The sequence below is a fragment of the Sulfitobacter sp. M39 genome, assembly GCF_021735935.1.
Taxonomy (GTDB): Bacteria; Pseudomonadota; Alphaproteobacteria; order Rhodobacterales; family Rhodobacteraceae; genus Sulfitobacter.
In genome coordinates this window covers 185633-199535 of sequence record NZ_WMDZ01000001.1, presented here as the reverse complement: position 1 = coordinate 199535, position 13903 = coordinate 185633, and the positions used below count along the sequence as shown (strand labels likewise).

Here is a 13903-nt window from a genome sequence, read left to right as displayed (position 1 = left end):
GGGCAGCGGCGCGTGGGGGATAAGCCGCTGATAACCTTGGAGTATACAAATAATTACAAATAAACTTGACGCATTACAAATACTAACACCATATTTCACGTCAGGGAGAATCTGATCGGGCACGCATCTGGTCAGGCAACAATCAGGGAGGACTACCATGTCATTTTTTACCAAGACAGCACAGCTTGTTTCGGGTGCCGCCGTTGCTGCGACGCTCTTTACCGCTACCGCGCAGGCCGAGACGGTTCTGCGGGGCGCGAGCATGTTCGATGAGGAACATGCCTTTACCAAAACCTTGCGCAAATTCGAGGAACTGGTCGGCGAGAAATACGACGGCGATGTGACGTTTGACTTGCGTCTGAACGGCGAGCTTGGCGTTGAAAGCGATTACGTCACCTTCCTGAACCAGGGTGTGGCGATCGATTATACCATTCTTGCGCCGTCCAACATGGCCAAGTTCGCCCCGTCCATCCCGCTGATGGACATGCCGTTCCTGTTCCGCGATCTGGACCACTGGAATGCGGTCTTGTCCAGCGATGTGCTTGCGCCGCTGGAGGACGAGCTGCTGGAGAAAGCCGATATCAAGATCGTGGGCTACACCGGCGGGGGCACGCGCAATCTGCTGTCCAAGAAGCCTGTCGTAACCTTTGATGATCTGAAGGGCCACAAGATGCGGGTCATGGGCGCGCCGATCCAGGCGCAGATCTTCTCGGCGTTGACGGCGGCCCCTTCGGCGATTGCCTATAACGAGGTTTACAACGCCATCCAGACCGGCGTCATCGCAGGGTTTGAAAACGAGGCCGCGAGCATTCAGAACCTCAAGTTCTACGAGGTTGCCCCGAACCTGACGCTGACGCGCCATTCGATCACCGTGCGCCCCATCGTGATGAGCGGCAAGACCTTCAACAGCCTGCCCGCAGACCTACAGGCCGTCGTACTTGAAGCGGGCGAAGAGGCAGGGGCCTATGGCCGCGAGCTGGAATCGCGCGAGGACGGCGTAAAGCTGCAAGAGATGGTCGATGCCGGTCAGCTGACCGTGTCCGAATTCGAAAACCGCGACAAGATGCTGGAAATGGTCGAGCCCGTGCAGGATGCCTATGCCGCCGAGATCGGCGCATCGGACCTGCTTGAAGCGGTCCGCGCCAAGTAATCCCTGCGGATGCCCCCTTGGGTTCTTGCGACCCGAGGGGGATTTTATTTTCACTCAAGTTGATCGGTAAGCACATGATCCTGCGTGGTCTGGAACTGCTCGCATCCTTGCTCCGCTTCGTCGTGGGGGTGCTGATGTTTTCACTGGCGATCCCCGTCGGCCTGCAGGTCATTGCGCGCTACACCGGGGTGATCCCCGTCTATCTATGGACCGAAGAACTGGCCACGTTCATCTTTGTATGGGTTGTGATGCTCGGGTCTGCCCTGGCGGTGTGGGAGGGGACGCATTTCGACGTTCAGGTCATCCCCGGTGCCAAGCATCCGCTGCTGGCGTTCTTGCAGCAAGCACTAGTGCTTGGGTTGGTCGCGGGGTTTGCGCTGTTGTTCGCATGGTACGGCATTGATTACGCCAAATTCGGGGGCAACCAGACGTCGGTCATGATGCGTGCAAATCTGATGTTCACGCATATCTCTGTCCCGATCGCCGGTGTGCTTTGGGCGGTCTTTGCCCTTTACCGTTTGTACGAAGCATTTGCGGTCTACCGCACAGAGGGGCGGGCCGTATCATGATCGTTTCAACGGGTCTTGCCTGTCTTATTCTTGTGGGCGGTTTCATCCTGCTGGTGGCGTTGCGGGTGCCGGTCGCCTTTGCCTTGGGGATCGCGACTATCCCGATTGTGATGCTGGATATCCGGCTGACGCCCTTCATCGTCATCGACCGTATGTTCCAGTCGTATAATTCCTTCATCCTGCTTGCCGTGCCGTTCTTTTTGTTGGCGGCAAACCTGATGAATTCGGGGTTGATCACCCAAAAGCTGATTGATTTTGCCCGCGTGCTGACCGGCTGGATGCCCGGTGGGTTGGGGCATGTGAATGTCGCCGTGTCGATGCTGTTTGCCGGCATCTCGGGGTCGTCCACAGCGGATGCGGCGGGCTGCGGCAAGATCCTGATCCCCGCGATGGTCAAAGAAGGCTATGACACCCGTTTTGCCATTGCGATCACGGCCTGTTCGTCCGTGATGGGGGTGATCATTCCGCCCAGTATCCTCATGGTGGTGTGGGGCGGGGTCATGCAGATTTCAGTCGGCGCGCTGTTTTTGGCGGGGGCCATTCCCGGCTTGCTGATCGGCTTTGCCCTGATGGCGACGGTCTATGGTTATGCCAAGAAATACGACTACCCCGTCACCCTGCGGCCCACATTCGCGCAGTTCTGGTCTGCGTTCAAAGGCGCGGCGCTGGCGATGCTGACCCCGGTTCTGGTGATCGGCGGCATCGTGGGCGGCATTGTGACCCCCACCGAAAGCGCGATCATCGCGGCGGGCTATGCGCTGATCCTGGGGGTTTTCGTCTATCGCACCGTGTCGGTACGCGATCTTGGCGGCATCTTTTATGACACGGGCCGTTTTGCGTCGATCTCGCTTTTCGCGATCGGGACGGCGTCGGCCTTTGGCTGGATGCTGGCGTTCTACAACGTGCCGCGTTTGATCGTAGACGTGCTGACCGCGCAAGAGCTTGGCGTCATCGGCACATCGCTGATCATCGCGGCGCTGTTCTTGTTTTTCGGTCTGTTCATCGATGCCATCCCGACCATTATCATTCTGGGTACGGTGCTTTTGCCCGTGGCGCGGGCGGCGGGGATTGATCCGGTGGCCTTTGCGATCATCGGGATCATCTCGCTGGCCTTTGGTCTGGTCACGCCGCCTTATGGCTTGTGTCTGCTGATCTCTGCGTCGATCGGGGGGATGAATGTGGTCAAGGTGCTGCGGGATGTCTGCATCATTCTGGCCCCGATGCTGGTGATCTTGTTGCTGGTCATTCTTTTCCCGCAGATCGCTTTGTGGTTGCCACGCACGCTGATGCCGATGTCGTTCCAATGACCCTGACGGCACAGGCTTCTGACTGAAAAGGATACCCCATGAAAGAAACATGGCGCTGGTTTGGCCCGTCTGATCCGGTCACGCTTCCCCATATCAAGCAGGCTGGGGCGACCGGCATTGTGACCGCCTTGCACGACTACGCCCCCGGCGAGGTCTGGCCGCTGAGGGATATCAAGGCCCTTCAGGCGCTGATTGAAGACGCCGGCCTAAGCTGGGATGTGTGCGAGTCGATCTGGATGCCGGATGCGATCAAGCTGAAGGGAGTCGGTGCCACGGCAGAGATCGCGGCATGGGTCGAGACGATGCGTAATCTGGCGCGCGCAGGCGTCAAGACGATCTGCTACAACTTCATGCCGCTGCTGGACTGGACCCGCACCGATCTGAGTTTCGAGATCGAAGGGCAGGGGCAGGCCTTGCGTTTTGACATGGTGGATTTCGTGGTGTTCGACGTGCATATCCTTGCGCGCCCGAACGCCCAGGCCGACCACGCCTCCGATCTGCTAGCAGCGGCCCAGATGCGGTGGGGGCATATGACAAAGCCCGAGATTGCCGCGTTACAGGCGAATATCATCGCAGGGCTCCCCGGTAGCGCCAAAGGGTTTACGCGCGCGGATCTGCTGGCGGGCATCGAAAGTTTTGCAACCCTGACGCACCGCGACCTTCAGGCCAATCTGGCCGCGTTCCTTGAGGTCGTCGTGCCAGAGGCAGATGCCTTGGGGGTCCGCCTTGCGATCCATCCAGATGATCCGCCCTTTTCGCTTTTCGGTTTGCCGCGATGTGTATCAACCGCGCAGGATCTGGCTTTTATCCTCCATGCGGTGCCGAGCCCTGCAAACGGGCTGACGTTTTGCACGGGGTCGTTGGGTGCCCGCGCCGATAATAATCTGCCGCAAATGGCCCGTCGCTTTGGCGCGCATATCCACTTTGCCCATCTGCGCAATGTGCAGCGCGAAGAAGATGGCAGCTTTTATGAGGCGGCAGCGCTTGGGGGTAGTACAGATATGGTCGCGGTTTTGCACGCGTTACAAGATGCCGAGACAGCAACGCCCGCGCGCGTCATTCCCATGCGTCCCGATCACGGTCACCTGCTGGCATTCGAACAGTCCCAAAAGAGTAATCCGGGCTATTCCTATCTGGGTCGCCTTAAAGGTCTGGCAGAGCTTAGGGGTGCACTAGCCGCGCTGTCCTATACAAGAGTTGCAACGGAACAGGCGGGATAGACATAATGGCATCACTTCTTGGCATCGGCGAATGTATGATCGAACTGTCGTCGGCGGGCGATGATCTGTGGCGGCAGCGGTTTTCCGGCGATGTGTTCAATGCGCTGTGGTACGCGCGGGCGCATTCCGCCGATGATGCGGATGTCGCCTTTCACACCGCTGTTGGCACGGACCCTATGTCGGACCAGATGCTGGCCTTTATCCGGTCGGGCGGGATCCGCTGCGCGGAGACGCCACGCATCGCCGACCGGCGCCCCGGTCTGTATACGATCCAGCTGAACGGGGCCGAGCGCAGCTTTACCTATTGGCGCGACACATCGGCGGCGCAGATGATGGTGCGCCACCCCGGCTCGCTTTGGCGCGATGTGGCAGGGGCGGATGTGGTCTATCTCTCGGGCATTACTCTGGCCATCCTGCCGCCTGACGACCTAGAGACACTGCTGGCCGGTTTGGTGCAGCATAAAAAGCAAGGCGGGTTTTTGGCGTTTGATCCGAATATCCGGCCTCACCTCTGGGCGGATAAAGACCGGATGCTTGATGTCATATCGCGGGCCGCGGGGCTGAGCGATCTTGTACTGCCCAGTTTCGATGATGAAACCACGGCCTTTGGCGACCGGACCCCGCAGGACAGCGCGAAACGCTATGCCGATCTGGGGGCCGGGCATGTGGTGGTCAAGAACGGGCCTGCAGATACGATCCACCTAGAGGGTGGACAGATGACGGCTTTCCCCGTCGCACCTGTCGGGAATATCCTCGACACCACCGCTGCGGGAGATTCCTTTAACGGGGCCTATATTGCGTGCCTTCTGCGCGGGATGCCAACAGATGACGCGATAGGCGCTGCCCAACGGTGCGCGGGTCGTGTGATTGCGCATAAAGGCGCTATCATATCGCGGGCTGAGCTGGGTATCGCCGCGGTGTCCTAGGCTTGCTGCGGGCAGCGCAAAGCCGCCGGTTTTCGACACAAATATGGCCGCGTCCGAAAAGGAGGCGGCCATATTTTTAGCATCTTCGTTTACTGCGAAGTCAGCGATTTGAGATCTGAAAGAACCGAATGCCTTGGCGATACCGCCAAAGCTTTCGTGTTTCTGAAAGAACGAAGCTTACGCTTCGCCTTCTTCTTTCTTGATCTCTTCGCCGGTTTCCTGATCGACAACCTTCATCGACAGGCGCACCTTGCCGCGATCGTCAAAGCCAAGCAGCTTCACTTTCACTTCCTGACCTTCCTTCAGAACATCCGAAGGGTGGTTCAGGCGGCGGTTTTCGATCTGGGATACGTGTACCAGACCGTCGCGCTTGCCAAAGAAGTTCACGAACGCACCGAAATCAACGATCTTGACGACGGTACCGGTGTAAACCGCACCTTCTTCAGGCTCGGCCACGATGGACCAGATCATGTCATAGGCTTTCTTGATCGAGTCGCCGTTTGGCGATGCGATCTTGATGATGCCTTCGTCGTTGATGTCGACTTTCGCGCCGGACACTTCAACGATCTCGCGGATCACTTTACCGCCGGACCCGATGACTTCACGGATCTTGTCGGTTGGGATCTGCATCGTTTCGATGCGTGGTGCGTGGACAGAGAATTCACCCGCGCCGGAGATGGCTTTGTTCATCTCGCCCAGAATGTGCACACGGCCCGCTTTGGCTTGTGCCAGAGCTTTCTCCATGATCTCTGGCGTGATGCCGGCGATCTTGATGTCCATCTGCAGCGACGTGATACCTGCTTCGGTACCTGCCACTTTAAAGTCCATGTCGCCCAGGTGGTCTTCGTCACCCAAGATGTCGGACAGGATCGCGTAGGAGCCGTCATCTTCGAGGATCAGACCCATGGCAACACCCGCGACGGGCGCTTTCAATGGAACGCCTGCGTCCATCATGGACAAGGAGCCACCGCAAACCGACGCCATCGAGCTGGAGCCGTTCGATTCAGTGATCTCGGACACAACGCGGATGGTGTAGGGGAAGTCGGTGGAGGCAGGCAGAACCGCCTGCAACGCACGCCAAGCCAACTTGCCGTGACCGATTTCGCGACGGCCGGGGCCACCGACACGGCCAACTTCACCAACCGAATAGGGCGGGAAGTTATAGTGCAGCATGAAGTTGGATTTGAAGTTGCCGTGCAGCGCATCGATGAACTGTTCGTCGTCGCCGGTGCCCAAAGTGGTCACAACCAGACCCTGTGTTTCGCCACGTGTGAACAGCGACGACCCGTGGGTACGGGGCAGGATGCCGGTTTCGGCCACGATGTCGCGGATTTCGTCGGTCTTACGGCCGTCGATACGCTTACCGGTTTTAACCACGTCACCACGCAGGATGGACGCTTCGAGGCCTTTCAGAGCGGACCCGAGGTTCGCGTCTTCGAGTTGCTCTTCGGTCAGCGCGGCTTTGATTGTTTCGCGGGCAGCGGCAACAGCGGCGGTGCGCTCTTGCTTGTCGGCGATTGCAAAGGCGGCGCGCATGGCGTCTTCGCCCGCGGCTTTGACAGCAGCGGACAGGTCCGAATAGTCAACCGGCTGGAAGTCAAACGGCTCTTTCGCGGCGTCTTCGGCCAGATCGATGATCAGGTCGATAACAGGCTGGATCTGCTCGTGTGCGAATTTCACCGCACCCAGCATTTCTTCTTCCGACAGCTCATAGGCTTCGGATTCAACCATCATCACGGCTTCTTTGGTACCGGCAACCACCAGATCAAGACGTTGATCAGGGTTTAGGCGTAGGTCCTGCATGTCGTCGACGGTCGGGTTCAGAACGTAATCGCCATCCTCGAAACCAACGCGGCAGGCACCGATCGGGCCACGGAACGGCGCGCCGGAAATGGTCAGCGCTGCGGATGCCGCGATCATGGCAACCATATCGGGGTCATTGACCAGATCGTGGCTGAGAACGGTACACATCACCAGAACTTCGTTTTTGAAGCCGGGAACGAACAGCGGACGGATCGGACGGTCGATCAGACGGGCTGTCAGGGTTTCCTTCTCGGTGGGGCGGGCCTCACGCTTGAAGAAGCCACCCGGTACTTTACCGGCGGCATAGTATTTCTCTTGGTAGTGGACGGTCAGCGGAAAGAAGTCCTGACCGGGTTTTTGCTGGCGTGCAAAGGTGACGTTCGCCATGACGCTGGTTTCGCCCAGTGTCGCAATCACCGAACCGTCTGCCTGACGGGCCACTTTGCCAGTTTCCAGTGTCAGCGTCTCTTCGCCCCACTGCATGGATTTTTTCGTTACATTAAACATCTACGTTTCCTGTTTCGGCCCGTATCGGGCCATTTGCGTAGAGGGCATATTCCCCCTGACTCCGGTATCTTCTTTGTCGGGCGCTGGAGTCCGGGCGCCGGCTTTCAGATTGTGCGGCCATACAGCAGTTTGCCTGCGATGGGAAGGGAAGCGTTGACCCCTGCGAGTGACCCTGCACGCCACAGTTTGCAAGCCGCAGCAGAGCGGCAAGGGTGTCAGCCTAGCAAGGTCTTGAACATCTTGTAGTTTTGCAAGGTGACCCCGCCTTTGGTGACGATATTGGGTGCCTCGACGGTCCAGCCTATGCGCGTGAAAAACGGTTTTGCCTTTTCGCTGGCAAAGGTCCGAAGACGTCGCACGCCGAATGTGCGGGCACGTTCTTCGATGGCAAAATACACAGTGCGCCCCACGCCCGTGCCCATATGATCGGGATGGACAAAGGCCAGATCGATCAGCCCTTCGCGGTCAAGGGTCATGAAGCCCGCCATACGGTGGTCTATCTCGGCCACGATACCCGAGACGTTATCAAACCGCCCTCGCCATGTGGCGGGTGCGGGCGCTTTTCCGGCCCAAGCGATGCGTTGTTCGGCCGAATACACATCCGCCGTGCCCTGATGCACCGCAGCAAAGTAAAGCAACGCGGCTGCCTCGGTATCTTGCGGGGTGAGGTCGCGCAGGTTGATTGGCATGGGCTTTCCTTTTGGGGAACATCACTAAAGCACAGGGGGAAACGAAAAAAACCGCCCCCTGTTGCCAGGGCGCGGTTTTCATCGTTGTGGCGGTGCAGCGCTGGTTAGCGGCGCAGGCCCAAACGCTTGATCAGGTCCTGATAACGCGCGTCATCTTTACCTTTGACATAGTCCAGAAGCTTCCGGCGTGTCGCAACCATTTTCAAAAGGCCACGGCGACCGTGGTTGTCTTTTTTGTGGGTTTTGAAGTGCTCGGTCAGCGTTGCGATGCGCGAGGACAGAATGGCAACCTGTACTTCGGGCGAACCGGTGTCGCCTTCTGTGGTGCCGAATTCTTTCATGACGCGTGCTTTTTCTTCTTGCGTAATCGACATCGGGGTCTCCTTTTCGAAAGGTTAAAGTGATGGCACAGGCCGGGATGTCGTCCAGCACAGGCCCATGGAGTATCACCCGCTGACAGGAATCATCGGGCGATGGGGGCGTATAGGAAAGTTTCGCCCCCTTGGCAAAGGATTAATGCGTCGCAGGCGCGTTGGCTTCTTTGGCAAGTGAGAGAGCACCCTCGGTTCAGCCGCGCGTTAGCCCCGCAGCCAAGGCCGAGCTGAGGGGGATAAGCGATAGGTCGCCCGGCATCAGCAACTGGTCCGACTGCACCATCGCCACAATCGCCCCGTCCATTGAAATCAGATGAGAGTGCAGATCCTCCGGGTCCGGTTCGACCGCCACACTCGGCGCTGTCGCGGCTGCATCGCTGTCGTCCCAGACCAGCAGCAGGCTGTCATCTTCTCTGTCGAAGCTGCGGATATCGACGATGCCATCGGGGCTGACCCAATCACCGAGGATCACGTCATCGCGCCCGTCACCCGGGGTCACCGTATCGTTTGATCCCGCAAGGATCATATCATCGCCGCCGCCGCCATTCAGGTAATCCCCTTCGTCGACATCGGTGACGCGCGCATCCTGACGGTCCGGATCGACGGTGCCGTCAAGCGTATCGTTCCCCCATCCGCCAAAGAGCGCGTCTTGCCCGCGCCCCCCAATCAGCAGGTCATCGCCCAAACCGCCCATCACGGCGTCATCCCCGCTATCCCCAAATAGCGTATCACCCCCGGCAGAGCCGTTTAGCGTATCGTGACCCGCGCCGCCCTGTAGGGTGTCATCGTCATTATGGCCGGTAAGCCCATCCGCATCCTCGGCCCCCGTCAATAGGTCATCGCCATCATTGCCATGCAGGTCATCGTTCCCCGCACCGCCCGTCAACGTATCATCGCCGTCGTCACCAAAAACGGTGTCATCGCCATTCCGCGCCTCGACAAGGTCATCACCGCCATATCCCGCGATCTGATCGCTGCCGCCCGAGCCGATAATCAGGTCATCCCGGGGGGTACCGGAGATCACATCGCCGGCTGGTGAATCTTCATCGGTGGCAGATTCCTCCTCCTCGACCCCGATGTCGATAAAGGCGGCGGCCCCGACGGTGATCAACCCCATTAACCCGGCAAGAAACAGCATGTGCAAACCCGACCCTATTGCCCGCATCACGCGGGGATACAGATAAAACAGCCCCAAAACCCAAGGCCGCATCAGCACAATAGAATCACGAAAGTTAAGCTTGCCCTAAAGGCCCCAGAAAATCGGTTCCTGAGTATATCGGATATACAAAGGATGCTTGGGATGCCCGTCCTTAGACAGGCCCAAATGGTACACGGGCGTTTGGCTGCGCGACAGCAGCTCTTGCACCTGCGCACCCCGTCCAAGATGTGCGCCATGGGTGCCCCAAGCCGCGATCACCTGATCGGCCCACAAGATACCTTCGTTCAAAATCATATCGTTATCAGGGCCGACGGGGTCTTTGGCTTGGCGCATCAGCTTGGGGCTGGTTTCGCGCCAGGCAAAGATATTGGTGACCTGAAAACCCCCGAAGCCCAAGGCACGCGCACGGCGCTCGCACCGCTCGACCGTTGGGTCGTTTTCAATTTCCGTCGCTTTTGACGGATTTAGCATGACGAACAGCACCCGCTCCGCCTCGGGGTTCCAGACGCGGGTCAGACTATAGCGGTAGTTTTCGCAGTCCGAATAGACAGCCGTCGACGGCGCATCGCCCTTGGTGTGGCTGCGCGTAATCACGCAGAGCCGGGCTGGTTGAACACACGCGACGGATGCAATTCGCCCGCTTTGAAACGTCCAACAGCAACGGCGCGGCCCTCAAACGACGCCCAGACCTCGTCGCCATATTCAACGTCATGGGCGATCACCATGCCGGGGTTGCCGTTGCGCAGACGGGTGGCCCCCTCCGGCGTGGCTTTCACCTCTGGCAGGTCCTGCAACCCTTGCTCTAACGGCAGTAAATGCGCGTCCAAAGCGTCTGTGCGGGCCATCTCTTCGATCTGCGCCAGCGTCAGCCCTTCAGAGGCCTCGAACGGGCCAGACCAGATGCGGCGCAATTCGCGCACATGGCCCAGACATCCCAAGGCTTGCCCCAGATCGCGCGCAATCGACCGGACATAGCCACCCTTGCCGCACACCATCTCCAGCGTCACGTGGTCGGCATCGGGGCGGTCCACCAGCAGCAGTTGTTCGACAAAAAGCGGGCGGGCTGCCAATTCCATCGTTTCACCGTCGCGCGCCAGTTTATAGGCGCGCTGGCCGTCGATTTTCACGGCGGAAAACTGCGGGGGCACCTGTTGGATGTCACCGATAAACTTGCCCAAAGCATCCTTGATCGCGTCGTCATCGGGCCGCAGCTCCGAGGTTGCGATGACCTCGCCCTCGGCATCATCGGTATTTGTCGCGATCCCAAGGCGGACGGTAAACTCATAGGCTTTCATCGCGTCCGTGATAAAGGGAACCGTCTTGGTCGCCTCGCCAAGCGCGATCGCCAGAACACCGGTGGCCTCGGGGTCAAGGGTGCCCGCATGGCCCGCCTTATTCGCGTTCAGCGCCCAACGGACCTTGTTCACCACGGTCGTAGAGGTCGGGCCAGCGGGCTTGTCCACCACCAACCACCCCGAAATATCACGTCCCTTGCGCCTGCGTCCCATATCAAATGCCCTTAATTGATTTGCCCGCCTCCTATCAAAGGTCCGGCAAGATTGCCCAGAGACTCTGGCTTCCAAATGGTGAAAAATCCTCGCCGAAGGCAAGAAAACTCTTGTTGCGCTACGGCGCGTCGGGCTTCACGACGCCAATGATAGGGCCAAGCGCGCTAAAGCCCAAGTCATTGCGGCCCAGATCGGGTGCGCGCATCCTCGAGATATTGCCATCAAAATAAAGCGCATTTGGCAGTTTTAGGTGATCCCGGAACAGCAGTGCGAAATCATAGAAATTCACCGTCTCGTTCGAGATGGCAAAAACCGCGCGTTTGCCATCGGCGCTGGTGCCGACGCCGTTGCGAATATAGCGCGAGGTGCCATCTTTCAGAAAGCGCGGGTGCACTTTACCATCGATGACCAACATCGGTCCCGATTGCGTGGCGCTGCGGCAGTCGGGGGCGTCGCGCAGAAAGGCTTTGGTTTCGATCACATCGGCACGCCCGTCGCGCAGGCAAAGCACGCCATTGGGCAGCAGGCCAAAGTTACCGGGGCCGTCGCTGCTGATCACCTGCTGATATTCTTTGCCGTTCTCAAGGTAGTAGCCCACGGGCGCGCGGTTGTCATGATACATGCCCGCGTTCATCGCAAAGCCCAGCTGTGCGCCGCGCTTTTTCAACGCCGTATTCAACGTGTTGAAATACCCATGCGGTTTGCCGTCCGCATCGTAGAGGAACAGCTCAAGGCGGTCCTGCGTCAGGTCGACGTGGCACAGGGTATAGCCGGTGGCGTTATAGGTCAGGGTTTCGCAGGTTTCGGCTTGGACGGGCGCGGCGGCCCAGCCCATGAAGCCAAGCGCGGCCCAGAACCGTTTCACACGTCTTCCGATCCGCGGTCGGGGGCGTCAGCATCGCGCCGCACCACGTCCTGCGCCAGCATCCGGCGCGTTTCGTCCATACGGTCGAAGGTCTCGTCCAGTTGGAACCGCAGGTCCGGTGCGTATTTCAGGACCAGCTTCTTTGCCATCAACCGGCGGAGCTCGCCCTTGTTGCGCGCCAGCAGCTTAAGCACGTCTTCCTGACCGTCTCCGCCCAAAGGCAGCACATAGGCCGTCGCGATCTTCAGGTCGGGGGAGGCGCGCACTTCGCCCACGGTGATCGACATACGGTTCAGTTCAGGGTCGTGGACATCGCCACGCGCCAAAACATCCGATAAGGCGCGACGAATGGTTTCGCCTACGCGAAGCTGCCGTTGCGACGGGCCTGAGCCCTCATGAAACTTGTTCTTTGCCATGCGCTTCATCTAAGGGTTCGTTGAGGTTTTGCCAAGCAGATCACCACGCGCTAAACCAAAGCCGAATAAGGAGCATAACATGAGCGATACACCCGGCATAGTGATTACAGGGGCTTCGGGCCGCATGGGCCAGATGTTGATTGGGCAGGTTTCTGCCAGCGACAGGGTGCATCTGGCGGGTGCGGTTGAACGTGCGGGGCATGCGTGGGTCGGTCAGGATATCGGTGTTGCTATGGGCGGCGCTGCCGTTGGCGTGATCGTGACCGATAACGCGGCAGAGGCGATGCAAGGCGCGCAGGCGGTCATCGATTTCACCGCTCCGGAAGCGACACTCGCCTTCGCCAAGATCGCGGCCGATGCGGGGGTGGTTCATGTTATCGGCACCACCGGTATGACCGACGCGCAGATCGGCGAGCTGGACGGACCTTCAAAGCAGACGGTGATCGTGCGGGCGGGCAACATGAGCCTGGGCGTTAACCTTTTGACCCAGTTGACCAAACGTGTCGCCGCCGCGCTGGATGAAGACTTCGATATCGAGGTGATAGAGGCGCATCACAACCAGAAGGTTGACGCGCCGTCGGGCACTGCGCTGATGCTGGGCGAGGCCGCCGCCGAAGGGCGCGGGGTCGCGCTGGCGGATGTCTCTGACCGCGGGCGTGACGGGATCACCGGCGCGCGCAAGCGGGGTGACATCGGGTTCACAGCGATCCGCGGGGGCGACATTGTGGGCGAACACGACGTGATGTTCGCTGCCACGGGCGAGCGAATCATACTGCGCCATATCGCGTCGGATCGTGCGGTTTTTGCCCGCGGTGCCATCAAAGCTGCCATCTGGGGGCAGGGCAAACCTGCCGGAGCCTATGATATGCTGGACGTTTTGGGCCTGAACGACTGACGCCACCCGCCGCCCTGTCGCTTAACCGTGGTGAAACTATCTTAACCTCTGGCCCGTATGTTCATGGGAACAATCTGGTTGGAGGGTGTGATGAAAAAACTGACGTTACTGACCTGCGCGGCGTTCTTTGCGCTGACCGGGACCGCTTGGGCAGAATTCCAGAAACTGGACAGCCAGCGCGATTTCGTTTCGGTGGTGGAGGGTAAAACACTGACCCGCCCGCTGGTCGAATTGCGCGTCACGGAAAGCGGCGGCATATCGGGTACCGGTGCCGTGTGGGACGTGTCGGGCCAATGGGTCTGGAAGGGCGGATATTTCTGCCGCAGCCTGATCTGGGGCGATGACGACCTTGGCTACAATTGTCAGGAAGTCGCTGTAAACGGTGGGAAAATCCGCTTTACCTCGGATAAGGGGGCAGGGCAGTCGGCGGTCTTCTCGTTGAAGTAGCCTCGCCTATGTGCAAGCGCCACAGGGCGCTTGGCCGTAATCGTGATCTGCGCGACGCATCGTCAGCG

At 59.2% G+C, this 13903-nt stretch carries 15 protein-coding genes; 7 read left to right on the top strand and 8 right to left on the bottom strand.

The features are described 5' to 3' along the window. Positions 1–157: 157 nt before the first annotated feature. From GLP43_RS00955 to GLP43_RS00935, 5 genes are all read left to right on the top strand, one after another. Positions 158–1150, top strand: a complete 993-nt coding sequence (locus tag GLP43_RS00955) for a TRAP transporter substrate-binding protein (RefSeq protein ID WP_237277847.1) — start codon at positions 158–160, stop codon at positions 1148–1150. 74 nt (positions 1151–1224) lie between these two features. Further along, complete coding sequence (locus tag GLP43_RS00950; protein ID WP_237277846.1) at positions 1225–1719, top strand: TRAP transporter small permease; 495 nt, start codon at positions 1225–1227, stop codon at positions 1717–1719. Next, positions 1716–3026 (top strand): TRAP transporter large permease, encoded by a 1311-nt coding sequence (locus GLP43_RS00945; protein WP_237277845.1) that lies wholly within the window; start codon positions 1716–1718, stop codon positions 3024–3026. The genes GLP43_RS00950 and GLP43_RS00945 overlap by 4 nt, the downstream gene beginning before the upstream one ends. 38 nt (positions 3027–3064) lie before the next feature. Further along, a complete protein-coding gene (uxuA, locus tag GLP43_RS00940) occupies positions 3065–4246 on the top strand; it encodes a mannonate dehydratase (protein ID WP_237277844.1) in 1182 nt (393 codons plus the stop codon). A 5-nt stretch (positions 4247–4251) separates the two neighbouring features. Further along, the gene (locus GLP43_RS00935) at positions 4252–5172 is read left to right on the top strand and encodes a sugar kinase (RefSeq protein WP_237277843.1); all 921 of its coding nucleotides are present in this window, start codon (positions 4252–4254) and stop codon (positions 5170–5172) included. Between the two features lie 177 nt (positions 5173–5349). On the opposite strand, the gene pnp is transcribed toward GLP43_RS00935, so the two are convergent. The 8 genes from pnp to rbfA all read right to left on the bottom strand — a co-directional run bounded on the left by pnp (position 5350) and on the right by rbfA (position 12493). Next, on the bottom strand, positions 5350–7482 hold the full coding sequence (gene pnp, locus GLP43_RS00930) for a polyribonucleotide nucleotidyltransferase (RefSeq protein ID WP_237277842.1): 2133 nt from the start codon (positions 7480–7482) through the stop codon (positions 5350–5352). A 215-nt stretch (positions 7483–7697) separates the two neighbouring features. Beyond that, positions 7698–8171: a GNAT family N-acetyltransferase gene (locus GLP43_RS00925; protein ID WP_237277841.1), complete on the bottom strand. Its 474-nt coding sequence runs from the start codon at positions 8169–8171 to the stop codon at positions 7698–7700. 104 nt (positions 8172–8275) lie between these two features. Continuing rightward, positions 8276–8545: a 30S ribosomal protein S15 gene (rpsO, locus tag GLP43_RS00920; protein WP_237277840.1), complete on the bottom strand. Its 270-nt coding sequence runs from the start codon at positions 8543–8545 to the stop codon at positions 8276–8278. 193 nt (positions 8546–8738) lie between these two features. Further along, complete coding sequence (locus GLP43_RS00915; RefSeq protein WP_237277839.1) at positions 8739–9683, bottom strand: calcium-binding protein; 945 nt, start codon at positions 9681–9683, stop codon at positions 8739–8741. 105 nt (positions 9684–9788) lie between these two features. Further along, positions 9789–10298, bottom strand: coding sequence for a DUF1643 domain-containing protein (locus tag GLP43_RS00910; RefSeq protein ID WP_237277838.1), 510 nt, complete (start codon positions 10296–10298; stop codon positions 9789–9791). Then, a complete protein-coding gene (gene truB, locus GLP43_RS00905; protein ID WP_005850261.1) occupies positions 10295–11212 on the bottom strand; it encodes a tRNA pseudouridine(55) synthase TruB in 918 nt (305 codons plus the stop codon). The genes GLP43_RS00910 and truB overlap by 4 nt, the downstream gene beginning before the upstream one ends. Before the next feature lie 118 nt (positions 11213–11330). Then, the gene (locus GLP43_RS00900) at positions 11331–12077 is read right to left on the bottom strand and encodes a phosphodiester glycosidase family protein (RefSeq protein ID WP_237277837.1); all 747 of its coding nucleotides are present in this window, start codon (positions 12075–12077) and stop codon (positions 11331–11333) included. Then, entirely contained in the window at positions 12074–12493 is a 420-nt protein-coding gene (rbfA, locus tag GLP43_RS00895) for a 30S ribosome-binding factor RbfA (protein ID WP_074636359.1), read from the bottom strand. Before rbfA ends, GLP43_RS00900 begins: the two co-directional genes overlap by 4 nt. Before the next feature lie 79 nt (positions 12494–12572). On the opposite strand from rbfA, the gene dapB reads away from it, so the two are divergent. Together dapB and GLP43_RS00885 are read left to right on the top strand one after the other, a co-directional pair. After that, a complete protein-coding gene (gene dapB, locus GLP43_RS00890) occupies positions 12573–13388 on the top strand; it encodes a 4-hydroxy-tetrahydrodipicolinate reductase (protein ID WP_237277836.1) in 816 nt (271 codons plus the stop codon). A 90-nt stretch (positions 13389–13478) separates the two neighbouring features. Further along, a complete protein-coding gene (locus GLP43_RS00885; RefSeq protein WP_237277835.1) occupies positions 13479–13835 on the top strand; it encodes a dihydrodipicolinate reductase in 357 nt (118 codons plus the stop codon). The last annotated feature ends 68 nt before the right edge of the window (positions 13836–13903 follow it).

Coding starts and splice junctions, on each gene's coding strand:
- GLP43_RS00955 (WP_237277847.1), top strand. CDS start 158: ATGTCATTTTTTACCAAGACAGCACAGCTTGTTTCGGGTGCCGCCGTT.
- GLP43_RS00950 (WP_237277846.1), top strand. CDS start 1,225: ATGATCCTGCGTGGTCTGGAACTGCTCGCATCCTTGCTCCGCTTCGTC.
- GLP43_RS00945 (WP_237277845.1), top strand. CDS start 1,716: ATGATCGTTTCAACGGGTCTTGCCTGTCTTATTCTTGTGGGCGGTTTC.
- uxuA (WP_237277844.1), top strand. CDS start 3,065: ATGAAAGAAACATGGCGCTGGTTTGGCCCGTCTGATCCGGTCACGCTT.
- GLP43_RS00935 (WP_237277843.1), top strand. CDS start 4,252: ATGGCATCACTTCTTGGCATCGGCGAATGTATGATCGAACTGTCGTCG.
- pnp (WP_237277842.1), bottom strand. CDS start 7,482: ATGTTTAATGTAACGAAAAAATCCATGCAGTGGGGCGAAGAGACGCTG.
- GLP43_RS00925 (WP_237277841.1), bottom strand. CDS start 8,171: ATGCCAATCAACCTGCGCGACCTCACCCCGCAAGATACCGAGGCAGCC.
- rpsO (WP_237277840.1), bottom strand. CDS start 8,545: ATGTCGATTACGCAAGAAGAAAAAGCACGCGTCATGAAAGAATTCGGC.
- GLP43_RS00915 (WP_237277839.1), bottom strand. CDS start 9,683: ATGCTGTTTCTTGCCGGGTTAATGGGGTTGATCACCGTCGGGGCCGCC.
- truB (WP_005850261.1), bottom strand. CDS start 11,212: ATGGGACGCAGGCGCAAGGGACGTGATATTTCGGGGTGGTTGGTGGTG.
- rbfA (WP_074636359.1), bottom strand. CDS start 12,493: ATGGCAAAGAACAAGTTTCATGAGGGCTCAGGCCCGTCGCAACGGCAG.
- dapB (WP_237277836.1), top strand. CDS start 12,573: ATGAGCGATACACCCGGCATAGTGATTACAGGGGCTTCGGGCCGCATG.
- GLP43_RS00885 (WP_237277835.1), top strand. CDS start 13,479: ATGAAAAAACTGACGTTACTGACCTGCGCGGCGTTCTTTGCGCTGACC.